Below are 25,390 nucleotides of genomic sequence, written 5' to 3'. Positions count from 1 at the left end.
GATGATCGATCAGCGCTGCGCGGCCTGGCGCAGGCCCTTCAGGGTGTTGAGCGGGGCATCCACCACGAAGCTGTTGGCCAGCCAGGACGGCACGCTGCCACCCGGCTCGCTCTGGGCCTCGTAGGTCACTTCCGAGCCGCCATTCTTCGGCACCACCCGCCACTGGCCCTGGAAGCTCGCCACCCGTACATAGCCATCGGCAGCGGGACGGTAATCCGGCTGACCTTCTAGGGTACGGGTGAAACCGCCGTCAGGGGTCTTCTGCTCGGTGATGTGCAGCACCACGTCGCGCGCGGTCACCGGCCAGGGCATGTCGATGCGCATATAGGTCCAGGCCTGGTTGTCCTGACGCTTGAGTACCTGCAGCGACTGGCAGCGGAAGATCCACTTGCACGAGCCCACTGGATCATCCTGCAGGCGGGCGATGGTGGCCGGAACGGCCTTGATCTGTACCACGCCGCGGTAGGCCTTGTACTTGGAGCCAGCGACGGCACGGGTATAGACCTGGATACCGTCTTCCTGCTTGGCGAGCTGCCAGTCCTCGGCCTGGGCCAGGCCGGTGGCTGCGAGCAGGGTCAGGGCAAGGATGGAGCGAAGCGGCTTGTGCATGGGACGTCCCTTGTTGTTGTGGTTGTCGGAGAGCGTTGTCGAGAGATCGGATCAGGCGGCGGTCTCGCCTTCGAGCCGCAACAGGATGGCCATGGCCTCGGCACTGCTGGCGCCACAGAAGGCCGGCTCGGCCAGGAAGCCTCCGCATACGGCAGGACGTAGCGGCGAGCCGAACAGATCGCAGCGATTGGTGCTGTCCAGATGGGCGCAACGCACGCCGGATGGCTTGCCCTGGGGCATGCGTGGCAGTGGTGAGGAGATCGACGGCGCGATGCAACAAGCGCCACAACCCGGACGGCATTCCATGGTGAAACTCGCAGAGAAGAGGCTTGAAGCTTAAAACCAAGGCTGGGGCCTCACAAGCGAATCGTGACCAGATGTCGCTATACAGTCATGAATGTAACATCCATTCGCACGATGCTACGCAACCCAGAGATTTTTCGGCCGTCTTATCTGCGATGAGCGAGGCGGCTGGCCCGAGGGCGTGACAATGAAGCATTGGCTGGTGCTGGACCTGGAAGCGACCACCGACGAAGGTGGCTGGCCGCTGGAATTGATGGAGATCATCGAGATCGGCGCGGTGATGGTGGACGCCGAGGGCCAGGAGCTGGATCGCTACCAGAGCTTCGTCCAGCCTGAGCGCCTGCCGCTGCTGACACCCTTCTGCCGCGACCTCACCCATATCAGCCAGGCCGATGTCGATGGGGCCGAGCGGCTGGCTGGCACCTGGCCGACCTTCGAGCGCTGGCTGGGCGCCTACGAAACCACCCTGGCCGGCTGGTGCAGCTGGGGCGACTTCGACCGCCGCCTGCTGGAACGCGCCTGGCGCGAGCACGACCTGCACACCCACCTGGCGCGGGTGCCGCATCGCAATCTCAAGCAGGCCTTCGCCAAGGCCCGCGGCCTGGCGCGGCCGCTGGGTCTTACCGCCGCGCTGGAGTCGGCCGGACTGGCCTTTACCGGGGTGCTCCATCGTGCCGAGACCGACGCGCGCAACACCGCCAAGCTGTTGCCCGCCAGTCTGCCGGCCTTCGCGCGCTGACCGACGCAGGAAGCGGTGACAGCCGGGGACGGCCTTGGGCATACTCGCGGACGGTTCTAACCGCTCTCGCACAAGGAAACCCGATGTTCAAGGTCAACGAATACTTCGACGGCACCGTCAAATCCATCGCCTTCAGCCTGAAGTCCAAGCCTGCCACCCTGGGCGTCATGGCCCCCGGCGAATACGAATTCGGCACCAGCCAGCTGGAGGTCATGCACGTGGTGGCCGGCGCCCTGACCGTGAAGCTGCCGGGCAGCGAGACCTGGGAAACCTTCGCCGCGGGCAGCCAGTTCACCGTGCCGGCCAACGCCAAGTTCCAGCTCAAGGTCGCGGAAGACACCGCCTACCTCTGCGAATACCACTGAGTCCGTGAGTCCCGTCACTCGGCCATCCAGGCCGACTGGCGGGGGCCGCTACCCCGCCTGAACGCTTGCGCTTCGGCTCTGTCCTAAGCGACACCGCCGCTTTCGGAGTCGTCGCCATGTCGCCAGCTGCAGCCCAGGGCACTCGCCAGCCGAGTCATGCCCGCCCCTTCGAGCACCAGCCCCGGAATCTCCCGACGCATGGGGTAGCCCTTGCGCAGGGCGTCGAACGCCTGGGCACGCGCCAGGGCCGGCAGGCCGAGGGTCGCGCGTAGCGCCGCATCGTCATCACGCGGATCGTAGACCGCACGACAGACGCGTTTGAAGGCCGTCGCCTGCGGCGTGTCCCCGCTGAACACCAGGCGTTCCAGCTGCTGCGGCGGCAACAGGTCGCTCAGACCCAAGCGTGGCGTTTCTCCCGCCCAGGCGCAAAACGCCTCATAGATCTGCGCCGTGCCGCGCCACTTGCCTTCCAGGCTGTGCCCGGCGATATGGGGCGTCACCAGGTGGCAGAGACGAGCCAATTCAGGGTCGATACCTGGCTCGCCTTCCCAGACATCCAGTGCCACCGCCAGCTCGGCGCCACCGGCCAGATGGGTACGCAGCGCGGCGTTGTCGATCACCTCGCCGCGGCAGGCATTGAGTAGCCAGCTTCCTGGGCGCAGGCTGGTCAGGCGGTCGGCATCGAACAGGTGCAGGGTGCGCTGCGCACCCTCGCGGATCAGTGGCGTATGCAGGCAGAGCACGTCGCACCGCGCGATCAGCTCATCCAGGCTGTGGAAGTCGCCCTGCTCCGTCGCCTGACGCGGCGGATCGCAGACCAGTACCTTCCAGCCCAGTCCGCGCAGCACCATGGCGAGGCGGCCGCCGACCTGACCGGCGCCGACGATGCCATAGGTCCGCTGCGCCAGCTCCGCGCCGGTGCCATCGGCCAGCGCCAGCAGCGCGCCAAGCACCCAGTCCACCACCCCACGGGCATTGCAGCCGGGGGCGTTGCTCCAGCGGATGCCCGCCTGCTGCAGATAGCCGAGATCGAGATGGTCGGTGCCTATGGTGCAGGTACCGACGAAGCCGACCTTCGAACCTGCCAGCAGCGTCTCGTCAATGCGGGTGATGGAGCGCACCAGCAGCGCATCGGCGCGGCCCACGGCTTCGCGATCGAAGGCGCGACCAGGAAGGCGTTCGAGGGTCGCATGGGGTCCGAAAAAGGCGTCCAGCAGCGGTATGTTTTCGTCGGCAAGGATGTGCATGCCTGGGCACTCGCAGGGGCGGGGATCGGCACTTTAGCAGGCCATTCGCACCAGGCAACGGTCGCCGCGAGGCTTGCCACGCCGGCCATGAGGTCTAGACTATTGGCCCCGAAGCTGACCGACCGCTCAAGTGACCTCCTCTCTGCCTCGTATCAGACGTGAATTCGGCGCCCTGCTCTCCCTGGCCGCGCCCATCGTCATCGCCCAGCTCTCGCATTCGGCCATGGGCTTCGTCGACGCCGTGATGGCCGGCCGTGTCGGGCCGCTGGATCTGGCTGCCGTCGCCCTGGGCAACTCCGTGTGGATTCCGGTGTTCCTGCTGATGACCGGCATCCTGCTGGCGACCACGCCCAAGGTAGCCGAGCGCCACGGCGGCGGGCGCAGCGGTGAGATCGGCTCGCTAGTGCGCCAGGCGCTGTGGCTGGCCCTTGGCTGTGGCCTCATCGCCAGCCTGCTACTGCTCAATGCCCGGCCGCTGCTGGTGGCCATGCACGTCGACCCGCAACTGATCGGCCCGACCCTGCTCTATCTCAAGGGCATCGCCATGGGGTTGCCAGCCACCGCCTTCTACTATGTGCTGCGCTGCTTCAGCGACGGCCTCGGGCGCACCCGGCCGGCGATGCTGGTCGGCCTCGCGGGGTTGGCGCTGAACGTGCCGCTGAACTGGATCTTCATCCAGGGCCACCTGGGCCTGCCGGCCCTGGGCGGCGCCGGCTGCGGCTTCGCCTCCGGCACGGTGATGTGGGCGATGCTGCTGGCCATGCTGGCGATAATCCGTACCGAACGCTATCGCTCCTGCGCCATCTTCGCCCGCTTCGAGCGGCCACACGGACCCACGCTGCGCGCCCTGCTGGCCATCGGCGTGCCCATCGGCATCGCCGTGTTCGCCGAGTCCAGCATCTTCTCCGTGGTGGCGTTGCTGATCGGTGAACTGGGCCCGACCGTGGTGGCCGGTCACCAGGTGGCGCTCAACTTCTCCGGTCTGGTGTTCATGGTGCCCCTGGCGCTGGGGATGGCGGTAACCGTCCGCGTCGGTCAGGCACTGGGCCGCGGCGAGCCGCGCGAGGCCCGTTTCGCCGCGGGCGTCGGCATGGCCGCCGGGCTGCTCTGCGCCTGCGTTTCCTGCACCCTGATGCTGACCGCGCGCACCTTCATCGCCGGGCTCTACTCCCAGGACCTGGCGGTGATCCAGCTGGCGGCCTCGCTGCTGGTATTCGCCGGCATCTTCCAGTTCTCCGACGCCATCCAGGTCACCGCCGCGGGCGCCCTGCGCGGCTATCAGGATACCCGCGCGACCATGGTCATCACCCTGCTGGCCTACTGGGGCGTGGGACTGCCGGTCGGCTGGGCGCTGGGACTGAGCGACTGGTTCGGTGCGCCACGCGGACCGGCCGGCCTCTGGCAGGGCCTGGTACTGGGTCTGACCTGCGCGGCCATCCTGCTTTCGGTGCGCCTGGCGCGCAGTGCCCGTCGACGCATCCACGGCGCCAAGCCCTTGTTACACTGACCCCCTCGTCGGACGGCCCTGGGCCGTTCAGGACGGGCGTTTTCACCTTTCGCGAGCGTGCGGCTTCGATGATCTTTCGCCTGCTACAGCTGTTTTGCCTCTGCTTCCTGCTCATCGGTCCGGTCCAGGCAGCCCTGCCCGGGCTGCCAGGTACAGAGAAGGATCAGGTCGACCCCCAGTTCGGCCAGTCCCTGGACCAGGTCATCAAGACCCTGGAAAGCGATCAGCAGCGCAATCGTCTGCTGGCGGATCTCAAGAAGCTGCAGGCCGCCCAGACCAAGGCGGAACCCAGCGCCTCCCAGGGAGTGATCGGCCTGATCACCGACACCATGACGGTGGTCGAGCAGCAATTGCAGCGCGACAACCTGCGCGAGCGCTGGCAATTCCAGCTGGATCAGGCTGGCGCGGAGCTGGCCATGTTGGCACCCGCGCCCGAACAGCGGCTCAATCTGCTGTTGGGTTTCGTCATCACCCTGGCCTTCTGGGCCGGTTGTGCCCTGGGCCTGAAGAGCATCAGCCATCGGCTGCGCATCAGGTTCGGGCTGGCCGAGGAGTTGCCGCTCAGACCGCGGACCCTGGACCTGGTGCGTTTCGCCCTGCGCAAGCTGGCACCCTGGCTGCTGGCGTTCGTCATCACCCTGCTGGTATCCCTGTGGATGCCGGATTCCCTGGGCAAGACCGTGGCCGTGACCCTGGCCTATGCCGCCGTCATCGGCCCGCTGTTCGCGGCAACGGTAGTAGTGATCTGCTCCCTGCCCAGCGGCGCGCACCGCAGCCGGGCGTTGCTGATCCTGCGCCGGCGCGCCTTTCGCCCGCTGTGGATCATCGGCAGCCTGGCGGCCCTGGGTGGCGTGGCCAGCGATCCGCACCTGGCCGAGACCCTGGGGCCGCACCTGGCCGCGGTCATCGCCATTGGCGCCAATATCTGCGCCGCCCTGCTCACGGCGCAATTCGCCCTTAGATTCCGCCGCCCCATCGCCCACCTGATCCGCAACCAGCCCCTGGCCAAGCGTCAGGCGCTGCGCGGTCTCCAGGGCGTGCGCCACCTGATCGCCCGGCTCTGGCACCTGCCGCTGCTGATCCTGGTGGCCGTCTCGGTGGTGGCTACCTTCGTTTCAGCCGGCGACACCAGCGACGCCCTGCGCCGGGCACTGCTGTTCGCCGTGACCATGGGTGCCGCCATGGGGCTCAATGCCCTGGTCCGGGCGCGCCTGCTGCACCGGCGCCATCACGGCCGAATCCAGGAAGCCTATGCCGAACGGCTGCGGGCGTTCTTCGTGCTGGTACTGGGGATCGTCATCTGGCTGGTGGGAATCGAGCTGGCCCTGCGGGCCTGGAATCTCTCCCTGCTGGGGTTCAGCCAGGGTGACGGCCATGCGGTCGCCAGCAAGTTCTTTGGCCTGGGTGGCACCCTGTTGCTGGCCTGGCTGGTATGGATCCTGGCCGACACCGCCATCCATCGCAGCCTCAATCTGCACCGCGTGAGCCCCAACAATGCTCGCGCCCAGACCATGTTGCCGCTGATCCGCAACGTGCTGTTCCTGACCATCTTCGTCATCGCCCTGATCGTCGCCCTGGCCAACATGGGCGTGAACGTCACCCCGCTGCTGGCGGGTGCCGGCGTCATCGGCCTGGCGGTGGGCTTTGGTGCCCAGAGCCTGGTAGCCGACCTCATCACCGGGCTATTCATCATCATCGAGGATTCCCTGGCCATCGGCGACTACGTCGACGTGGGCAACCACCTGGGTACCGTCGAGGGCCTGACCATCCGCACCGTGCGGCTGCGGGACATCGACGGCATCGTCCACACCATCCCCTTCAGCGAGATCAAGAGCATCCAGAACTACTCGCGGCAGTTCGGCTACGCCATCTTCCGCCTGCCGATCCCGCAGGCGATGTCGGTGGACAAGGCTATCGAGATGGTCCAGGAGGTCGGCCGCTCGCTGCGCCAGGACCCGCTGATGGGCCGGGACATCTGGTCGCCGCTGGAGCTGCAGGGGGTGGAGAGCTTCGATTCGGGCATGGCCATCCTGAGATTTCGCTTCAAGACCGCACCAATCAAGCAGTGGGAGGTCTCGCGGGCCTTCAACCTCAAGCTCAAGCGCTACCTGGACGATGCCGGCATCGAACTGGCGTCGCCGCGCATGAACGTGCGCTACGAGGTAGGCGGCTCGCCGCTGGATCAGGCGGCGCGGGGCAGCGAAGCGCCGAGCGAAGGCTGAGGCCGCTGGCACGACCGTCGGTCCTCGCGGCGCTGCGGAAAAGCCTCTAGGGTGTACGTCACTCTGTCCTGGCGAGGTCCTGACATGCCCCTGCGTACCCTGCTCTGTTATGGCGACTCCAACACCCATGGCACCCGGCCATTGACCCAGCCGGGCGTACTCGAACGCTTCGGCTGGGACGAACGCTGGACCGGCATCCTGGCCCGCGGCCTGGGCAGCGACTGGCAGGTGATCGAAGAAGGCCTGCCGGCACGAACCACGGTGCACGACGACCCCATCGACGGCCAGCACAAGAACGGCCTCACCTATCTCCGACCCTGCCTGGAAAGCCAGCTGCCCGTGGACGTTCTGCTGCTGATGCTCGGCACCAACGATCTCAAGGCACGGCTGTCGGTGACGCCTGCGGACATCGCCAGTGCGTTGCAGGTGCTGCTGGAAGAGATCAAACGCTGCAATGCCGGCCCGAACGGCGCCACGCCCAGGCTCATCGTGATGGCACCGGCCCCCATCGAGGAAGTGGGCTTTCTCGGCGAGATCTTCGCCGGCGGCGCGGCCAAGTCCCGCCAATTGGCCGAGCGCTATCGCCAGGTAGCCGAGGCCCAGGGCGCGACCTTCGTCGATGCCGGGGAGCTCATCCAGGTAAGCCCAGTGGACGGCGTGCATTTCGAAGCGGACCAGCATCGGCGGCTGGGGGAGCATCTGGTGGGGGTGGTCAGAGCGGCCGCTAGCGCCTGAACGTAGAACGTAGCCTGGACAACGGCGCGGCCTTGTCTACGAGGTCGGGGGCTCGACGGTGGAAAACGCTGCGCGGTTTTCCACGCTACGGGGTGGCTGGCATCGTCCTGTTGGGCTTCGACAATGGGGCCGTCTGCGCCCAACCTACAGAACCGCATCCCCGTAGGTTGGGTTGAGCGCAGCGAAGCCCAACACCCTCGGCTCAGCCCCGTTTTCAACGATCCAGGCCATAACGCTGACGAAGGGCGTGGTACTGCTCGCTGTAAGCCTGATAACCCAGGTTTCTGGCCTGAAGTGCAGCCAGCTCGTCTTCAAAGGTCAGCGCAGCCGGCATGGCGGTCGAGGCAACAGGCGCTGTGGACCGGACGACGGGCGCGGGACGCATCTGACCCAGGAGTTGGTCTATCACCGGATTGAGCTTCGCCGCGGTTCCCTGCCACTTCATCAGGGAGAGGCCACCCTTGCCACGCAGATGGTAATCGGCCTGGCCCACCTGGCGGCCACCGGCATCGCGAATCGTCAACTCGGCCACGGAGAGATAGGGGGCCATATCCCACGTCTGCCGGGCGGTGTACTCGAGAACATAAGGGCACTGGCGCGGCACCTGCGCATAGGTCTCGGTAGGGACGCCATGGCGGGCGAAGCCGGCACGGACCACGGGCAGGAAATCCTTTACCCAGACGGCAGGATTTTCCTGGATACACACCAGATCCGGACGTACCGCGACAGGCTCGACCTGTACCGAGGTACAACCCGCGAGAATCAACGAAACAACACACAGCGTCCTGGCTTTCATCAAAGGCATCCCTGCTTGCTAGACCGGCGATTGTGAGCCAAGTCACAGCAGCAAAGCGAGCCCTGCGCTGAAGGTCATTCCACCTTTTTGCGGATCCAGTACAGGTAGCGCCCTTCCCCTTCGCTCTTCTCCACCAGCTCATGGCCGAGGAAGACGCAGAACTTGGGGATGTCGCGCTGGGTGGACGGATCGGTGGCGATGACCTTGAGCAGGGCGCCGGGGGCGATGTCGCGCACCTTGTTGTGCAGCATCATCACCGGTTCCGGGCAGTTGAGCCCGCTGGCGTCGAGGGTGGCATCGGCTTCGAGGGTCATCGGCACTCCAGAAAACGCTAAAAATAGATATCGAGTAGGCGCGAGAACCTGTGCAAAGTTTCGCGAGCTAGAGACAGGCAAGGCGCAACGACCAGCGAGAGTAACAGCCAACGGCTGGCCCGAAGGGTGAGCGCCAGCGAATAAAGCCGTCGAGGAAGCGCAGTTTACGAGTGTAAATGAGCATTTCGACGGGTCCACCTCAGGGCGGGCTGGCGATCCAGGCGGCTGTCAACGCAGCCTGGCCGACGCGCAGCAAACTTTGGATAGGTCCTCAGGGTTTCCGATCCATCCGGCGCAGATGACAGGTCACTTCCTCGCGGTCGTGGTAGAGCTGCTTGCAGCCGATGACCACGCGCTGGCCGCGACCTTCGAAATGGTCGCGCAGGCGCTCGAGGATACCGGCCACTTCGCGATAGCGCTGCTTCATCGGCAACTTAAGATTGACCACCGCCTCGCGGCAATGACCCTCGCCGATCCAGCGTTCGATCAACGCCGCGGTGCGCGCAGGCTTCTCGACGATGTCGCAGACCATCCAGTCCACCGGTCGCTTGGGGACGTAGGCATAGCCGTCGACCTGCAGGTGCTCCACCAGGCCGCTGTCCATCAGCACCTCGTTCATCGGGCCATTGTCCACCGCTGTCACCAGCATCTCGCGGGCCACTAGTTGCCAGGTCCAGCCACCAGGCGCCGCGCCCAGATCCACGGCACGCATCTCCGGCGCCAGGCGAGTCTCCCATTCGGCGCGGGGAATGAACTGGTGCCAAGCTTCTTCCAGTTTGAGCGTCGAGCGACTGGGGGCCTCGCGAGGAAACTTCAGCCGTGGGATGCCCATGGGCCAGAGCGCGGCGTTGTCCGGCTCGACCAGGCCGACGAAGACTTCGCGGCCGCTGAGGAAGGTCAGCTGCAGACGCGGCGCCCGGGCATCGTCCACCAGGCGGCCGGCCTTGCGCAGGGCAAGGGTCAAGGGGCGTTCGAACTTCTTGCAAAAGGTCGACAGGGCCTTGCCGTCGTTGGTGTCAGGCATTTCCAGCGCCAGGCTGCCGCAGACGGGATAGCCCGCCAGCAGCTCCAGCAACGGACCGATGCGATCCTGCTCGGGCAGGCTCAGAAAGGCGCCGCGCGACCATTGGCGGGGAAAGACCAGCTCGGCGAACCTCAGGTGCTGCATCAGGCGCGCGGCGTCGGTCGCATCGCCGCAGACGAATTCGGCATAGGCCGCGCCCGGCTTGCCTTTGGCGTAGCCCGCCACGCCGAGCAGCGCCGCCCGCTCACCGAGCTCGGCGCAGACCTCGCCTTCGAATCCGGTACGGCACAGCAGCAACAAGGTATTCACGACAGGGCTTCCTCAAGGGGTCACGCAGGGCGCGCACTATACCCCAGCGCGCCGTCTGGGGAACGCCAGCGGCGGCTGTCGGTCCAGTACTACACCTAGAAAAATCAGTCCGCGCAGCGCTGGAACGGGTCTCGTCTGCCTTTCGAGGCCCGAACGGCCAGCGGGCAACCGTCGATAAGGAGACCCCTGATGCCAGCCCTGGACAGCCTCAAAAGCCTCAAGACCCTGCAGGTCGGTGAGCGCACCTACCACTATTACAGCCTGCCCGACGCGGCCAAGACCTTGGGCAGTCTCGACAAGCTGCCTAAATCGCTCAAGGTGCTGCTGGAGAACCTGCTGCGTTGGGAAGACAACCAGACCGTTACCGGCGAGGACCTCCAGGCCCTGGCCGACTGGACCAAGACCCGTTCCGCCAATCGCGAGATCCAGTACCGGCCGGCGCGGGTGCTGATGCAGGACTTCACCGGCGTACCGGCAGTGGTCGACCTGGCCGCCATGCGCGAAGCCGTAGCCAAGGCCGGTGGCGATCCGCAGCGGATCAATCCGCTTTCCCCCGTCGACCTGGTGATCGACCATTCCGTGATGGTGGACCGCTACGCCAGCGAAAACGCCTACCACGAGAACGTCGAGATCGAGATGGAGCGTAATGGCGAGCGCTACGCCTTCCTGCGCTGGGGCCAGAACGCCTTCGACAACTTCCGCGTGGTCCCGCCGGGCACCGGTATCTGCCACCAGGTCAACCTGGAGTACCTGGGCCGCACCGTCTGGACCAAGGAAGAGGACGGCCGCACCTATGCCTTCCCCGACACCCTGGTCGGCACCGACTCCCACACCACCATGATCAATGGCCTGGGCGTGCTGGGCTGGGGCGTGGGCGGTATCGAGGCCGAGGCGGCCATGCTCGGCCAGCCGGTGTCCATGCTGATCCCCGAGGTGGTGGGCTTCAAGCTCACCGGCAAGCTGCGCGAGGGCATCACCGCCACCGACCTGGTGCTGACCGTGACCCAGATGCTGCGCAAGAAGGGCGTGGTGGGCAAGTTCGTCGAATTCTTTGGTGATGGCCTGACCACCCTGCCCCTCGCCGACCGTGCCACCATCGGCAACATGGCCCCGGAATACGGCGCCACCTGTGGCTTCTTCCCGGTTGACCAGATCACCCTGGATTACCTGCGCCTGTCCGGTCGCCCCGAGGAAACCGTGCAGTTGGTGGAGGCCTACACCCAGGCCCAAGGCCTCTGGCGTAATCCCGGCGACGAGCCGGCATTCACCGACGTGCTGGAACTGGACATGGGCGAAGTCCAGTCCAGCCTGGCCGGTCCCAAGCGACCCCAGGATCGCGTACTGCTTGGCGAAGTCGCCAAGACCTTTGGCGACTTCGCTGCCCTGGCACCGAAAAAAGCCGAGGCACCCAAGGCTGGCAGTGGCGTCGAAGTGCAGCTCGACGGCCAGACCTTCCAGCTGGAGGACGGCGCCGTGGTGATCGCTGCCATCACCTCCTGCACCAACACATCCAACCCCAGCGTCATGATGGCAGCCGGTCTGCTGGCCAAGAAGGCGGCCGAGAAGGGCCTGATGCGCAAGCCTTGGGTGAAGTCTTCTCTCGCCCCCGGCTCCAAGGTGGTGACCGACTACTACAATGCCGCCGGTCTCACGCCCTATCTCAACGACCTTGGCTTCGACCTGGTCGGCTATGGCTGCACCACCTGCATCGGCAACTCCGGCCCGCTGCTCGACCCCATCGAGAAGGCGATCCAGGACGCCGACCTCACCGTGGCTTCGGTGCTCTCCGGCAACCGCAACTTCGAAGGCCGTGTGCATCCGCTGGTCAAGACCAACTGGCTGGCCTCACCGCCGCTGGTGGTGGCCTATGCGCTCGCCGGCAGCGTCAAGGTCGATCTGACCCAGGAGCCGCTGGGCACCGGCAATGACGGCCAGCCGGTCTATCTGAAAGACGTCTGGCCCACCCAGCAGGAAGTGGCCGACGCCGTGCAGAAACTCGACACCGCCATGTTCCACAAGCAATACGGCGCCGTGTTCGATGGTGACGAGAAGTGGCAGGCTATCCAGGTGCCGGACGCTGAGACCTATGTCTGGGACGCCGACTCCACCTACATCCAGAATCCGCCGTTCTTCGAAACCATCGCCGGCGATCCGCCACGTATCGCCGATATCCACGATGCCCGCATCCTGGCGCTGCTGGGCGATTCGGTCACCACCGACCACATCTCCCCTGCCGGCAACATCAAGAAGGACAGCCCCGCTGGCCGCTATCTGGCCGAGCATGGCGTGGACTATGCCGACTTCAACTCCTACGGCTCGCGCCGTGGCAACCACGAAGTCATGATGAGAGGCACCTTCGCCAACATCCGCATAAAGAACGAGATGTTGGGCGGTGAAGAAGGCGGCAACACCTACCACGTCCCCACTGGCGAAAAGCTGTCGATCTACGACGCGGCCATGAAGTACGAGCTGGAGAACACCCCGCTGGTCATCATCGCCGGCAAGGAATACGGCACCGGCTCCTCTCGTGACTGGGCCGCCAAGGGTACCAACCTGCTGGGTGTCAAGGCGGTGGTCGCCGAGAGCTTCGAGCGCATCCACCGTTCCAACCTAGTAGGCATGGGCGTGTTGCCGCTGCAATTCAAGGACGGCGTCGACCGCAAGTCCCTGGGGCTGACCGGCAAGGAAAAGATCGCCGTGTTGGGCATCGACGGTGTCGAATTGCGCCCGCGCATGCCGCTGACCCTGGAAGTCACCCGTGAGGATGGCAGCCTGGAAAGCGTCGAGGTGCTCTGCCGCATCGACACCCTCAACGAGGTGAGCTACTTCAAGGCCGGCGGCATCCTGCACTATGTACTGCGGGAGTTCCTGGCCAAGCCTGCGGCCTAAGCAGGCGTTAGCGAACGCCCGGCAGCCTGGCTACCGGGCGTTCTGCTGTCAGGAGGTTGCCAACAGCTGACTCGCCGCCCGCCCGAACCCCTCGACCACCTCCTGCAGCGGTCCGAGAAAGCGCGGGTAGATCAGCCATAGCTGGATCTCCGGCTTGAAGTCCTTCAGCGGGATCACCGCCAGGCGTTCGCGATGGGCACTCAAGGCCAGCAGCGGTGCCGGGACCAGGCCTAGACCCTGGTCGTCCGCCACGAGGCCGAGCTGGAGTTCTGTGCCATAGGTTTCCAGGTTAATACGCAACGCCTGACCCTGCTCGGCCAGGGTTCGTTGCAGGCTGGCGCGAAAGCCACAGCCATCGGGATTGAGCACCCAGCCCTGACCCTGGATGTCGGCCAGCCGTTGCGCCTTGACCGGCGCCTGGTCTCGGGCGCAGACCACCTGCAGCGGCATGGCGCCCAAGGCATTGGCCTCGACGCCGTCGGGAAACACCTTGTTGGCCGGAAACAGCACCAGGGCGCCCTCCAGCTCGCCGTGCTCGATACGGCTGACCAGCACGCTGCCCCAACCGGTCGCCACCTGGGTACGCAGTTCCGGGTAGCGGGTGCGGATAGCCTTCACGGCCTCCAGCAACAGCGCATCGCCCAAGGTCTGGGGTACGCCAAGGCGCAGCAGTCCGGACGGCGGGACATCACCCGCCACTCGCTCGCGCAGGGCGTCCATCTCGCGCAGGATGGCGCGGCAGTGGCCGTAGACCTCCTGACCCAGGCGTGTCGGCTTGAGTGGCTTGGTGTGGCGGTCGAGCAACTCGACACCCAGATCCTGTTCCAGGCTCTGCAGGCGGCGGGTGATGGCTGGCTGGGTAAGTCCCAGGGACAGTGCGGCGGCATTGAGGGAACCGCTGCGGAGCACCGCGACAAAGGCTTCGATATCGTCGGTCTTCATGAGGAGGCGCCTGACTTTTCGGTTCTGGACATGCATCCCAAGCATAACCCAGGGCCATCTCACCTGCCCTTGTTCAGTGCTACGTCGTCCACTCCACACTAAATCCACAGCGGTGATACGGACGTTCGTCAGGTATAGGCGCGGATATCGGGATACTGGCCTTTGACCGCATAACAACCGACCTCCAGTACCTTGTAGGCCAGTGGATCGTGCAGGCTGTGGGTGCGCACATCGCGCCAGAAGCGATCCAGGCCGAGACGGTTGTGCGTGGCGCGAGCGCCCAGGGCGTCGAACACGCGAGTTGTGACGTCCAGCGCGGTGCGCGCCGCCAGCACCTTGGCGCTGGCCACGGCAATGGCCGTCTCGCCGCGCAGTTCGGCGGTAAAGGCATCGTCGGCGTCGAGCAGCTCCTGTACCCGTTGCGCCGCTAGATCGGCCAGGGCCACGGCGCCTTGGAGGGCGATCCAGAGTTCGCCCATCTGGCTCAGCACCAGTTGATCCTCGCTGGCGCGGGTGGCCAGGGAATGCACCCAGGGCCGCGCCTCTTCGTGCAGATAGCGTCGCGCCTCGCGCAGGGCGCCCTGGGCTGCCCCCAGGTAGTACTGGGTAAAAGCCGACTGGTTGACCGGGGTGCGGATCACCGCGGCGAAGTCGTCGGCGTCCTCCAGGTCGCAGATCTGGACCTCCTCGGCGCTGGCCCAGACGTCTGTTAGGGTAAAGCTGCCACTGTCGCTGCGGGCCACGCCGAAGTGATCCCAGTCATCGGCGTAGGCCAATCCGGGCCGGTCCGCCGGCAGGGTGACCATCAGCCGTGCGCCACTCTCCCGGTCGCGGGCGCTGATGGTGAGGCGGTCGGCAAAGGCGGCACCGCTACAGAAACCCTTGCGCCCGGTCAGGCGATAGCCACCGCCGGCGAGCGGAAGGGCCAGGATGTCGTCATCACGCGGATTGACCACCCCGGCCAGCCACAGACGGCCTTCCGCGATTTCCGCCAGTAGTCGGTCGCGCCTGGGCCGGGGCTCGCGCCGCAGGTTGACGGTATTGAGCAGGTGGTACCCATAGAGCAGGCCCACTGAACCATCACCGGCAGCGATCTCGCGCAGCACACGCATGGCCAGCGACCAAGGCTGACCGGCGCCCCCGAGGTGCACGGGTATGACCAGGTTGGTCAGGCCGCTGTCCTTGAGTCTTTGCAGCTGGGCGTCGGGACGAATGCGCTCGCGTTCGTCGGCCACCACCCGGGCGGCGAACTCCGCGCCGATTTCGCGGGCCAGCGTCAGCCAGCCAGCAGCCTCCTCGATCGTGCTCATCTAGTCCTCCAGGGGGCCGAGGCCCAGGTGATCTCTCAGGGTCGTGCCTTGGTACTGGCGCCGGAACAGCCCGCGGCGCTGCAGGTGCGGCACCACGCTCTCGCTGAATTCGACGAAGGAACCCGGCAGGTAGCCGGGGGAAATCACGAAGCCGTCGCACCCGCCGGCTTCGAACCACTCGGCCAACTGGTCGGCGATCTGGGCAGCGGTACCCACCAGCTGCGGCACGCGGACACTGGCGGCGTAGCTGCGACCCAGTTCGGCCAGGGTGGTGCGCCGCCCCAGCGCCAGCAGCTTCTCGGCAGCGGCCAACGGCAGGTCGCCGACCTCGGCCACCTCGCCCAGGGCGGTGTCCAGGGTGAAGCGGGACAGGTCGATGTTGAGCTGGGAGCAGAGGGTGATCAGCCCCACTTCCGGTTGCGCCAGGGCGTTGTGCCGCTCCTGCTTGGCGCGCGCCTCGGCTTCGCTGCCGCCGATGAAGGGCATCACCGAAGTGAGGATCTTGCAGCGGTCGGGCGAGCGCCCCTGCTCCAGCACCTGGCGGCGGACATCGTCGCGAAAGGTGCGCATAGCGGCGAGGTTCGGCTGGATGGTGAAGATGGCTTCGGCCCAACGCGCGCCAAAGCGCCGGCCACGACCGCTGGAACCGGCCTGGATCAGCACCGGGCGCCCCTGGGGACTGCGCGAGATATTGAGCGGGCCCTCCACGCGGAACCAGTCGCCCTGGTGATCGAGGGCGCGCACCTGCGCGGGATCGGCCAGCACGCCGCCTTCGCGATCCAGCCGCAGAGCGCCTGGCCCCCAGCTGCGCCAGAGCTTGAGTGCCACTTCGACGAATTCATCGGCACGGTCGTAGCGCAGGTCGTGTTCCAGGTGGCGCTCCCTGCCGAACAGCCGGCCCTCGCTGTCGTTCATCGAGGTGACGATATTCCAGGCTGCGCGCCCGCGGGACAGGTGATCGAGGGTGGCGAAGGCCCGGGCGACATGGGCGGGTTCGTAGTAGGTGGTGGAGCGGGTGCAACCAAGGCCAAGGTGGCGGGTATGGGCCACCAGATAGGACAGCAGCGGCAGCGGGTCGAGGCGGGTGGCATCCTGGGCGCCCAGGCGCAGGGCGGTCTCCCGCGAGCCGCCGAGCTGATCGCCCACGGCCAGGCGGTCGGCGAAGAACAGGAAGTCGAACAGCCCCTCCTCCAGGGCCTTGGCCGCGCGGACGTAGTAGTCCGGGTCGAGGAAATCGCCTTGAGTCTCGGGATGGCGCCAGATGGCGTGGCTATGGACGACGGGACCGGCCAGCAGGAAGCCGGCGAGGTGCAATTGGCGACTCATCGGCTGACCTCCGTGGAAGCTTGCAGGTAGCGATTGAAGCTCTGGTCATAGAGAGACTTGACGTCATAGGGCTGCTGCAGCACCCCGGCCTTGACCAGGAAGTCGGCGGTCTTCTGGCCATCGCTCAGGGTCTGGGCGCTGATTGGCTCGACCCAGGTGGCGTCGCGGCGGAACCAGCGTTCGGCGATGGCCGAATCGGAGTTGTTGCGTTTGGCCCAAGCCTGGGCATAGACGTCGACGTGGTCGCGTGCCCAGCTGCGGGCCCGTTGCAGGCGGGCCACAAAATCGCCAATGGCGGCGCGGTTTTCGTCCAGGCGCTGGGTGTTGGCCACCACATAGACCGGCGCTGGCATCAGGTCCTTGGCGGTGACCAGCACCCGTCCGCCCTGACGCTCCACCATACTCACGTAGGGTTCCCAGGTGGCAGTGGCATCGAGCGTGCCCTGGCTCAGGGCGGCTACCGCCTCGGTGGGCATCAGATAGCTGTAGCGGGGGGCGTCACTGGGCAGCCCGGCCTGCTCCAGCGCCGAGTAGACCAGCTGCTGGCTCCAGGAGCCCTTCCAGATGGCCACGCGCTTGCCGGCCAGGTCCGCCACCGTCTTGATCGGCGAATCCTCGCCGACCACGATGGCGGTGCCGTCCGGGCGGTTGCGGGTCACCGCCACCACCTTGATCGGTCCCCCGCAGGCGGCCAGGGCAATCACCGGGGTGTCGCCGACAATGCCCAGGTCGATGGAGCCGACATTGAGCGCTTCCACCACCGGCGCCCCGGCGTTGAATCTCTTCCACTGGATCTGGTACGGCAGGTCCTTGAGTTCACCCGCCTGCTCCAACAGGGTACTGCTGTAGTAGAACTGATCACCGATGGTAAGGGTGACCGCCTGGGCCAGGTTGGCGGAGGTGCCGGCCAGCAGGCCGGCGGCGAATAGCAATCCCTTGATCACGAAAACGTCTCCTCGAAGGTATCGGGAGCGCTCCGTGGGTACGGTCGCGCGGTAGGTAGGTGAGAAAGTTTCAGCCGGTGCGGCGGACGCTGGCCAGGCGCGCGGCGACCTTTTGCCGGGTCAGGGGAATCAGCTCGCGACCGTATTCCACGGCATCGTTGAGCGGATCGAAACCGCGGATCAGGAAGCTGTCGATGCCCAGGTCGTAGTAGTCCAGCAGGGCATCGGCGACCTGCTCGGCGGTGCCCACCAGGGCGGTAGAGTTGTGCCCGCCGCCGACCAGGGCGGCGATGCCGGTCCAGAGCCGACGATCCACACGATCACCCAGGGCCACGGTGTCGCGCAGGCGCTGGGCCCCGACCGCTTCCGGCTTGGCCGGATGCACGGCGCCTTCTGCGGCCAGGCGCGCCTTGGCCTGTTGGCGGATGGCCTCGGCCTTGGCCCAGGCAGCATCCTCGGTTTCGCCCAGGATCACCCGGAAGGAGACGTTGAAGCTGGGGGTGCGGCCATGGCACGCCGCCTCGGCGCGGACCGCGGCGATGGTCTCGCGGGTCTGGGCCAGGGACTCGCCCCACAGCGCGAAGACATCGGCGTGCTTGCCGGCCACCCGCAAGGCGGCCGCCGAGGAGCCGCCGAAATAGACCGGCAAGCTCGGTTGCTGCAGCGGCTTGATGGCGGAGAAGCCATTCGCCACCCGGTAGTGCTCGCCCTCATGGTCGAAGGGCTGGGGGCTGGTCCACTCCTGGCGCACCACGTCGAGAAACTCTTCGGTGCGGGCATAGCGCTGGTCGTGGTCGAGCCAGTCGCCATCCTTGCGCTGCTCCCCGTCGCTGCCGCCGCTGATGATGTGCACCGCCAGGCGGCCGTCGAGCAGATGATCGAGGGTCGCCAGCTTGCGTGCCGCCAGGGTCGGGGCAACGAAGCCGGGACGATGGGCTAGCAGGAACTTGAGTGTCCGGGTGGCCTGCCCCGCCAGGGCGGTGACCAGGAAGCCATCGGGTTGATCGGACCAGTAGCCGACCAGAATGCGATCGAAGCCGGCCAGCTCGTGGGCCTGGGCGAAGCGGGTGATGTAGCCCTTGTCGAAGATGGGGCCGGAGGGGGCGATGATCTCCGAGGTGAGGCGATGGCCGATCATGCCGAGGAACTGAACGCTCATGGTGGTGAATCCCGTGCCGAGGTAAAGGGGACGCCTTCTGGGAAGGCGTTGGCTGGGGTCCACCTTAGATAGCCAGCGCATAACAAGGAAATTCCTTATACGCATATCCTAATGCGAGATTTATTTACATTGCGCATTTAATAAAGATAGCTCCGTACTTCTTCTCATGACCGCGATGGCGCTGTAGCGTGGAAAACGGCGCAGCCTTTTCCGCTGGAGGAGTTCGCTGCGAAGGGCGTCCTCACCCCAGCCCTCTCCCAGGGGGAAGGGACAGCCCGCACGAAGGTCTAGATCCGCGGTTACCCGGCCAAAGTCCGTGCATTGTTGGGCTTCGATGGTGGAGCCGTCTCACCCAACCTACGAGGGTGTTCCGCAGGCTGGGTTGAGCACCGTAGCGTGGAAAACGGCGCAGCCTTTTCCACAGGAGGAATTCGCTGCGAAGGGCGCCCTCACCCCAGCCCTCTCCCAGGGGGAGAGGGGGCACTCCGCGCGAAGGTCTAGATCCGCGGTTACCCGGCCAAAGTCCGTGCATTGTTGGGCTTCGACGGTGGAGCCGTCTCAACCCAACCTACAGTGCTATCTCGTAGGTTGGGTTGAGCGCAGCGAAGCCGAATAGGCCGGGGAAGACCCTAACGCTGCATCCCCCACTTCTTCACCGTCAGCCGCTCCAGGGTGGCGAACACCAGGCCTTCCACCAGCAGGCCGATGATGATCACCGCGGCGAGGCCAGCGAAGACGCGGTCGGTGTAGAGCTCATTGCGATTCTGGAAGATGTACCAGCCCAGGCCACCCTTGCCGCTGGAGGCGCCGAACACCAGCTCGGCGGCGATCAGGGTGCGCCAGGCGAAGGCCCAGCCGATCTTCAGGCCCGAGATGATGGCCGGTAGCGCCGCCGGGATGAGGATCAGCCCGACGTATCTCAGCCCCGTGAGGCCATAGTTGCGCCCTGCCATGCGCAGGGTGTCGGAGACGCCGAGAAAGCCGGAGTAGGTATTGAGCGCCATGGGCCAGAGCACCGAATGCACCAGCACGAACACCAGGCTGTTCTCGCCCAGGCCGAACCAGAGCAGCGCCAGGGGCAGCAGGGCGATGGCCGGCAGCGGATTGAACATCGAGGTCAGGGTGCCGAGCAGGTCGCGACCGAACTGGGTGGAGACGGCCAGGGCGCTCAGCGCCAGGGCCAGCACCACGCCCAGCAGATAGCCCTTGAGCAGGGTGCCGAGGGAAATGGCGACCTTGGCCGGCAACTCGCCAATCACCAGGCCATCCCAGAAGGCGGCGGCGGTCTGCAGGAAGCTGGGCAGCAGCAGGTCGTTGCCCTGCCAACGGGCGGCCACTTCCCAGGCCAGCATCAGGATCGCCAGGATCACCAGCTTGCGCAGCCAGGCCTGGCTCCACAGGCGCGTGGCCAGGGGTAGTTCGACCGCCAGCGGCAGATCGTCGAGGGGCGCGAGGTCCCGTTGGTATTCGGCCCGCACCGGGGGCTGTCGAGTCATGGTCTACCTCGAAGCTAGTAGGAAATTCGGCCCTGGACGATGGCCTGCTGCAGGCGCAGGCGCTCGTCGGCGACCTCCGGTGGCAGGGTCTGAACGTTGTCGGGGAACAGCAGGTTGTGGATGCGCAGCGCGGTACTCTGGAATTCGGCGCCGCCGAAGTCCTCGAGGCCGAACTGGTGGCAGTTGAGTTCCGCGCGGACCCGGCCCGGATGGGGCGACAGGAGCAGGATGCGATTGCCCACCACCAGCGCCTCTTCGATGGAGTGGGTGACGAACAGCAGGGTGAAGCGCACCTCATCCCAGAGCGTCAGGAGTTCTTCCTGCATCTTGCGGCGGGTCAGGGCGTCGAGGGCGGCGAAGGGTTCGTCCATCAGCAGGATCTTGGGCTGCATGGCCAGGGCGCGAGCGATGGCCACCCGCTGCTTCATGCCACCGGAGAGATGATGCGGATAGGCATCGACGAAGCGCGTCAGGCCGACCTTGTCGAGGTAATGCAGCGCCCGCTCACGTGCCTCGCCACGACTGGCCTGGCGACTGGCGAGCAGCGGGAACATGGTGTTTTCCAGCACCGTCTTCCAGGGCGGCAACTGGTCGAATTCCTGGAACACCACGATGCGATCCGGTCCCGGGTCCTTGATCGGCTGGCCCTCCAGGCGAATCTCGCCGTGCAGCGGCGGCAGGAAGCCCGCCACCGACTTGAGCAAGCTGGACTTGCCGCAGCCGGACGGGCCGAGCAGCACGAAACGGTCGGCGCCATGCACCTCGAAGGACACCTGGTGCGTGGCCCGCACCCGGCGCTCGCGGGTGCGGTATTCGACGTCGAGATCCTGCACCTGCAGCAGCGGCTGGGTCTGCGCCAGGGTCAGGTGCGGACGGGAAGCAAGAGGAGCATTCATGGTCGTCTCCGGTATTTAAAGGTTGCTCAAAGTTTTGCGAGCTAGAGCCAAACAAGGCGAAAAGGCCGGAGGAAGCGGAATTTACGGGTGGTAAATGAGCATTCCGACGGGCTTTTCAACGCGGTTTGGCCGACGCGCAGCAGACTTTGAGCAAGCTTTCAAAAAGGCGCATCGCCCTGGATGGTGGTGCGGTACAGCTTGCGCCGCAGATGATTGGGGCAGCCGGCCGCCAGGTGCAGCAGCGAGCGGTTGTCCCAGAACACCAGGTCGTAGGGCCGCCACTGGTGGCGATAGAGGTGCTCGGGCTTGACGCTGTGGGCATGCAGCTCGGCCAGCAGCTCGCGACTCTCGTCTTCCGGCAGGCCGACGATGTGGGTGGTGAAGCCCTCGCTGACGAACAGCGCCTTGCGACCGTTTTCCGGATGGGTCCGCACCACCGGATGCACCACCGCCTTGACCTCGGCCAGTTGCGCGGCGGTCAGGGTCGGCCGCCAGTTGCCCTCGAACTTGGGCTTGGCGTAGGTGGCGGTATAGGAATGCTCGGCCTGGAGACCCTCGACCTGACGCTTGAGCGCCGCCGGCAGGGTGTCGTAGGCCAGGTGCATGTTGGCGAAGACGGTATCGCCGCCCTCCTCCGGCAACTCCTGGGCGTGCAGCATGGAGCCCAGGCTCGGCAGCTCCTTGTAGGAGAGATCCGAGTGCCAGAACTTGCCGGCATCGCCGAGACCAATGGGCTGGCCGTCTTCGACGATGTTGGAGACGATGAGGATTTCCGGATGGCCGGCCAGGTGGAATTGCTTGAGCACATGGATCTGCAATTCACCGAAGCGGCGGCTGAAGGCGATCTGCTCCTCCGGGGTGATGCGCTGATCGCGGAACACCACCACGTGATGATCCAGGTGGGCGCGATGGACGCGGGCGAAGTCTTCGGCATTGAGCGGCCGGGCCAGCTCGATGCCGAGGATCTCGGCACCCAGGTTACCGAAGGGACGGATCTCGAAGGCCTGGTCGGCGGCCGGACGGGGGGAAGCGAGGGTCATTGGAGTGTTCTCCTTGGTGGTCCAGCTCAGCTGCCGGGACGCTCGTGGGCTTCGGGGAAGAAATAGTCCTGCCAGGCGGCAGCCTGGTGTTTCAGCACGCCCAGCTCGTGCAGCTTCTGGGCGTAGACGAAGGTCCGCTGGGGCTCGACGGTGAAGTCGATCTCCGGGTCTTCGACGATGCGCTGCACCAGGGCCAGCGGCAGCTTGGAATGCTCAACGCGGATATAGGCTTCCGCGGCCGCGGCCTTGTTGGCGCGGATGAAGGTGGCGGCTTCTACCAAGGCGTCATAGAAGGCGCGGTAGGTCTGGGGATTCTCGTCGTGGAATTTCTCGGTGGTGTAGAGCACGTTGAAGGTGCCCGGACCGCCGAGGACGTCGTAGCTGCTGAGGATGCGATGGACCCGGGGATTCTCCAGCGCCTGGTACTGGAACGGCGGACTGGAGAAATGGGTGGTGATCTCCGAGCCGCCCGCCAGCAGGGCGGCGCTGGCATCGGGATGCGGCAGACTCACACTGATGGCATCGAATTTCTTGAACTGGGCGTCGCCAAAAAGCTTGGCGGTCTCGATCTGCAGGGTGCGCGACTGGAAGCCCACACCCGCCGCCGGGACGGCGATGCGGTCCCTATCGGTCAGGTCCGCTATCGACCTGACCTCAGCGCGATTGCTCAACAGGTAGTTGGGCATGGCGCCCAGGGCGGCGATGGCCTTGACGTTTTGCCGTCCGCGGGTGCGATCCCAGACGGTCAGCATCGGCGGTACGCCGGCGGACACCACGTCCAGCGAACCAGCCAGCAGCGCCTCATTCATGGCAGTAGCGCCGGAAATGCTGTTCCAGTCCACCCGGATGTCGAGGCCGGCTGCCTTGCCGTGCTTCTCGATCAGCCGCTGGTCGCGCACCACGTCGAGGATCAGATAACCGATGCCGAATTGCTGGGCGATGCTGATCTTGCCCTCGGCCACGACTTGGCCGGCAAAACCCAGGGCGCCAACCACTGCCAGGATCGCCGCGAATCCATTGCCTACCCTGCTCATCCACCACGCTCCGTGCCAATTGGCTCCCCGAAAGCGTTATAGGCTAATGAGCTGTTATAACTTTTGGTAAAGACAGAATTTGTCTAACCATATGCGCGGCGGCACATGAGCAAAGGTCCAGGTCGACCGCCGCGACGGCACTACCCTTCCAGCAGCTGCCGCAGGCGCCGTACGGCGCTGGCCGGGGTGGTGAGCACCGGCCCGGCCCAGGCGATCTCACTGGCCGCCTGCGCGGCGGTCATGGAGAACTGAGCGAAGCAGAGCACATCATAATCGCCACGAAGGCGGGCCGCAGTCGTGGCGATGAGGGCGTCGTGGCGGGCCTGGTCACCTCCATGCAGCGCCTCGAGCGCGCCTTCGCAGAGGATCGGCGTGATGTTCACGGCCTGGCCGAGTCGCTGTGCCTCGACCTCGAAGTCGCTGACGATGGCCGCCCCCGCCGGGCCGAAGGTGGTCAGGGCGGCAATGCGCCCGCCTTGGGCCAGGGCCTCCTGCACCATGGCCTCGTTGGGCTTGAGGACCGGTCGTCGATAGCGGCGCTGGCACGCTTCGATGGCGCTGGAGAAGGCCGAGCAGGTAAAGAGCACGGCGTCGGCCTCGCCGCGAAAGGCATGGTCGGCGAGGTCCTGGATGCGCTGGTCAAGCACCGGCGTGCTACCCCCGGCGGTGCTGGCGTCCTTCGACAGCGAGTCGTCCCAGAGATCGAAGCGCTGCGCCTCGGGCCAGCCCTGGGCGAAGGCGGTGTTGATGGGTTCGATGGCGATGCGGGTGGCGTGAATCAGAAAGATGCGTTTGGCAGTGGTCATGGCGATAGCGCTCCTGGAAGGGCCGCCCGAAAGGCGGCTGGTAGCCCGCAGAGGCGCCTAGCGGACGTCGAGGACGATCACGCCGTCGGCATCGGCGTAGAGCTGATCGCCGCTACGGATCGTCTGCCCGGCGAAGGTCACCGCCTCGCCGATCTGGCCTTCGTCGCGTTTGACCGACTTTCGTGGCGAGACGCCCAAAGCCTTGACCGCCAGGGGCAGCCCGGCGAGCACCGCCTTGTCACGGACGTGGCCGTAGATGAGGGCGCCGGCCCAGCCGTTCTTAACCAGGTCCTCGGCGATGATGTCGCCTAGCAGCGCACAGCGGTCGCTACCACCGCCATCCACCACCAGCACACGGCCCTCGCCCGCTTGCTGACTCAGTTCCTTGATCCGCGAGTTGTCCTCGAAGCACCTGACCGTCAGCGCCGGCCCGGCGAAGTCCTGGCGGCCGCCCAGGTCCTGGAAGATCGGCTGCAGGACGCGCGCGCGGTCGCCATGGTCGTCACAGAGGTCGGTGGTCTTGAAGGTCATGGTGGTGCTCCTTGGTGGTCGAAAGATCGATCAGGCCGGTACTGTTCGCCGTGCCAGCAGCTGACCAGTCACGAGCACGATGAGGACGCCGAGAACGCCGGCCGCATAGGGAACCCAGTGCATGTCGGCGGTACCGAGCCAACCCTGCAGGAGTTCGTCACTGGCGATCAGCTTGCCGGCGATCCAGCCAAGCAGGGCTGCCCCGGCCATGACCAACCAGCGGAAGCGCTCCATCAGGCGCAGGATGATCTGGCTACCGAAGATGATGATGGGGATGCTGATGAGCACGCCGGTGACGGCCAGGCCCAGATGGCCCTGGGCAGCGCCGGCCACGGCGATGACGTTGTCCAGACTCATCACCACATCGGCCACCATGATGATCCAGATGGCCTGGCCCAGGCTGGTACCGGCCTTGACGTCGGCCTCGTCGTCCTCGGGCACTAGCAGCTTGATGCCGATCCACAGCAGCAGCACGCCGCCCACCACCTTGAGCAGCGGCCAGCCCAGCACGTAGCTGGCGACGAACAGCAGCAGGATACGTAGCACCACGGCGCCAGCGACCCCGCCGAGGATGGCCTTGCGTCGTTGCGCCTCGGGCAGGCGGCGACAGGCCAGGGCGATCACTACGGCATTGTCGCCGCCGAGCAGGATATCGATGATGACGATCTGGAGCAGGCTGGTCAGAAAGATCGGATCGGACAGGGTGGTAAGCAAGGTGGACCTCGTCTATTTAGGGGCTGACGTCCCTTGGGCAGCAGAGGGCCGCAATGATTTCAGGTCGCTAATATTGTCTTTTATATCAACACAGCACAATATTTGCCAAGCCCTGAGACCTTGCGTTCGTGTA

At 65.9% G+C, this 25,390-nt stretch carries 24 protein-coding genes; 6 read left to right on the top strand and 18 right to left on the bottom strand.

What is annotated here, in order from left to right:
• Positions 1–9 precede the first annotated feature (9 nt).
• Together APT59_RS09570 and APT59_RS09565 are read right to left on the bottom strand one after the other, a co-directional pair.
• On the bottom strand, positions 10–609 hold the full coding sequence (locus tag APT59_RS09570; protein WP_059314631.1) for an START domain-containing protein: 600 nt from the start codon (positions 607–609) through the stop codon (positions 10–12).
• A 51-nt stretch (positions 610–660) separates the two neighbouring features.
• The gene (locus APT59_RS09565; protein ID WP_059314630.1) at positions 661–915 is read right to left on the bottom strand and encodes a YkgJ family cysteine cluster protein; all 255 of its coding nucleotides are present in this window, start codon (positions 913–915) and stop codon (positions 661–663) included.
• A gap of 184 nt (positions 916–1,099) precedes the next feature.
• Here APT59_RS09565 and APT59_RS09560 point away from each other — a divergent pair, with 184 nt between their 5' ends.
• Both APT59_RS09560 and APT59_RS09555 read left to right on the top strand, forming a co-directional pair.
• Positions 1,100–1,651: an exonuclease domain-containing protein gene (locus APT59_RS09560; RefSeq protein ID WP_059314629.1), complete on the top strand. Its 552-nt coding sequence runs from the start codon at positions 1,100–1,102 to the stop codon at positions 1,649–1,651.
• Positions 1,652–1,734: 83 nt separating this feature from the next.
• Positions 1,735–2,016, top strand: a complete 282-nt coding sequence (locus APT59_RS09555; RefSeq protein ID WP_027597776.1) for a pyrimidine/purine nucleoside phosphorylase — start codon at positions 1,735–1,737, stop codon at positions 2,014–2,016.
• An 83-nt stretch (positions 2,017–2,099) separates the two neighbouring features.
• Here APT59_RS09555 and pdxB read toward each other — a convergent pair whose 3' ends face one another.
• Positions 2,100–3,263, bottom strand: a complete 1,164-nt coding sequence (pdxB, locus tag APT59_RS09550) for a 4-phosphoerythronate dehydrogenase PdxB (RefSeq protein WP_059314628.1) — start codon at positions 3,261–3,263, stop codon at positions 2,100–2,102.
• Positions 3,264–3,393: 130 nt separating this feature from the next.
• On the opposite strand from pdxB, the gene APT59_RS09545 reads away from it, so the two are divergent.
• The 3 genes from APT59_RS09545 (at position 3,394) to APT59_RS09535 (ending at position 7,727) form a co-directional block, all read left to right on the top strand.
• Complete coding sequence (locus APT59_RS09545; protein WP_059314627.1) at positions 3,394–4,770, top strand: MATE family efflux transporter; 1,377 nt, start codon at positions 3,394–3,396, stop codon at positions 4,768–4,770.
• 68 nt (positions 4,771–4,838) lie between these two features.
• Positions 4,839–6,992, top strand: a complete 2,154-nt coding sequence (locus APT59_RS09540) for a mechanosensitive ion channel family protein (protein WP_059314626.1) — start codon at positions 4,839–4,841, stop codon at positions 6,990–6,992.
• A gap of 84 nt (positions 6,993–7,076) precedes the next feature.
• A complete protein-coding gene (locus tag APT59_RS09535; RefSeq protein WP_082696311.1) occupies positions 7,077–7,727 on the top strand; it encodes an SGNH/GDSL hydrolase family protein in 651 nt (216 codons plus the stop codon).
• 214 nt (positions 7,728–7,941) lie between these two features.
• Here the strand turns inward: APT59_RS09535 and APT59_RS09530 are convergent, their stop codons facing one another.
• The 3 genes from APT59_RS09530 to rlmM all read right to left on the bottom strand — a co-directional run bounded on the left by APT59_RS09530 (position 7,942) and on the right by rlmM (position 10,170).
• Complete coding sequence (locus APT59_RS09530; RefSeq protein WP_237140588.1) at positions 7,942–8,523, bottom strand: Sbal_3080 family lipoprotein; 582 nt, start codon at positions 8,521–8,523, stop codon at positions 7,942–7,944.
• A gap of 74 nt (positions 8,524–8,597) precedes the next feature.
• On the bottom strand, positions 8,598–8,837 hold the full coding sequence (tusA, locus tag APT59_RS09525; RefSeq protein ID WP_027597771.1) for a sulfurtransferase TusA: 240 nt from the start codon (positions 8,835–8,837) through the stop codon (positions 8,598–8,600).
• Positions 8,838–9,108: 271 nt separating this feature from the next.
• Positions 9,109–10,170: a 23S rRNA (cytidine(2498)-2'-O)-methyltransferase RlmM gene (gene rlmM, locus APT59_RS09520; protein ID WP_059314625.1), complete on the bottom strand. Its 1,062-nt coding sequence runs from the start codon at positions 10,168–10,170 to the stop codon at positions 9,109–9,111.
• Between the two features lie 189 nt (positions 10,171–10,359).
• On the opposite strand from rlmM, the gene acnA reads away from it, so the two are divergent.
• Positions 10,360–13,059, top strand: a complete 2,700-nt coding sequence (gene acnA, locus APT59_RS09515) for an aconitate hydratase AcnA (protein ID WP_059314624.1) — start codon at positions 10,360–10,362, stop codon at positions 13,057–13,059.
• A 48-nt stretch (positions 13,060–13,107) separates the two neighbouring features.
• Here the strand turns inward: acnA and APT59_RS09510 are convergent, their stop codons facing one another.
• The 12 genes from APT59_RS09510 to APT59_RS09455 form a co-directional block, all read right to left on the bottom strand.
• Positions 13,108–14,001, bottom strand: coding sequence for a LysR family transcriptional regulator (locus APT59_RS09510; RefSeq protein ID WP_059314623.1), 894 nt, complete (start codon positions 13,999–14,001; stop codon positions 13,108–13,110).
• Between the two features lie 128 nt (positions 14,002–14,129).
• Positions 14,130–15,311, bottom strand: a complete 1,182-nt coding sequence (locus APT59_RS09505) for an acyl-CoA dehydrogenase family protein (protein WP_059314622.1) — start codon at positions 15,309–15,311, stop codon at positions 14,130–14,132.
• Positions 15,312–16,637, bottom strand: a complete 1,326-nt coding sequence (locus APT59_RS09500; RefSeq protein ID WP_059314621.1) for an LLM class flavin-dependent oxidoreductase — start codon at positions 16,635–16,637, stop codon at positions 15,312–15,314.
• Positions 16,634–17,581, bottom strand: a complete 948-nt coding sequence (locus APT59_RS09495; RefSeq protein WP_059314620.1) for an ABC transporter substrate-binding protein — start codon at positions 17,579–17,581, stop codon at positions 16,634–16,636. Before APT59_RS09495 ends, APT59_RS09500 begins: the two co-directional genes overlap by 4 nt.
• A gap of 70 nt (positions 17,582–17,651) precedes the next feature.
• Entirely contained in the window at positions 17,652–18,740 is a 1,089-nt protein-coding gene (locus APT59_RS09490; RefSeq protein WP_059314619.1) for an LLM class flavin-dependent oxidoreductase, read from the bottom strand.
• Between the two features lie 629 nt (positions 18,741–19,369).
• Entirely contained in the window at positions 19,370–20,236 is an 867-nt protein-coding gene (locus APT59_RS09485; RefSeq protein ID WP_059314618.1) for an ABC transporter permease, read from the bottom strand.
• Positions 20,237–20,250: 14 nt separating this feature from the next.
• The gene (locus APT59_RS09480; RefSeq protein ID WP_059314617.1) at positions 20,251–21,132 is read right to left on the bottom strand and encodes an ABC transporter ATP-binding protein; all 882 of its coding nucleotides are present in this window, start codon (positions 21,130–21,132) and stop codon (positions 20,251–20,253) included.
• Positions 21,133–21,290: 158 nt separating this feature from the next.
• A complete protein-coding gene (locus APT59_RS09475; RefSeq protein ID WP_059314616.1) occupies positions 21,291–22,172 on the bottom strand; it encodes a TauD/TfdA dioxygenase family protein in 882 nt (293 codons plus the stop codon).
• 26 nt (positions 22,173–22,198) lie between these two features.
• Positions 22,199–23,206: an ABC transporter substrate-binding protein gene (locus APT59_RS09470; RefSeq protein ID WP_059314615.1), complete on the bottom strand. Its 1,008-nt coding sequence runs from the start codon at positions 23,204–23,206 to the stop codon at positions 22,199–22,201.
• Between the two features lie 140 nt (positions 23,207–23,346).
• Complete coding sequence (locus APT59_RS09465; protein ID WP_059314614.1) at positions 23,347–24,012, bottom strand: aspartate/glutamate racemase family protein; 666 nt, start codon at positions 24,010–24,012, stop codon at positions 23,347–23,349.
• Between the two features lie 57 nt (positions 24,013–24,069).
• The gene (gene rraA / locus APT59_RS09460) at positions 24,070–24,543 is read right to left on the bottom strand and encodes a ribonuclease E activity regulator RraA (protein WP_059314613.1); all 474 of its coding nucleotides are present in this window, start codon (positions 24,541–24,543) and stop codon (positions 24,070–24,072) included.
• A gap of 30 nt (positions 24,544–24,573) precedes the next feature.
• Positions 24,574–25,257, bottom strand: a complete 684-nt coding sequence (locus APT59_RS09455; protein ID WP_059314612.1) for a TerC family protein — start codon at positions 25,255–25,257, stop codon at positions 24,574–24,576.
• Positions 25,258–25,390 lie beyond the last annotated feature (133 nt).

Origin of the sequence: Pseudomonas oryzihabitans (genome assembly GCF_001518815.1) — a bacterium.
GTDB classification, from domain to species: Bacteria; Pseudomonadota; Gammaproteobacteria; order Pseudomonadales; family Pseudomonadaceae; genus Chryseomonas; species Chryseomonas oryzihabitans_E.
Note: the sequence above shows the minus strand (reverse complement) of the source record. Positions and strands in the feature narration are given on the sequence as shown.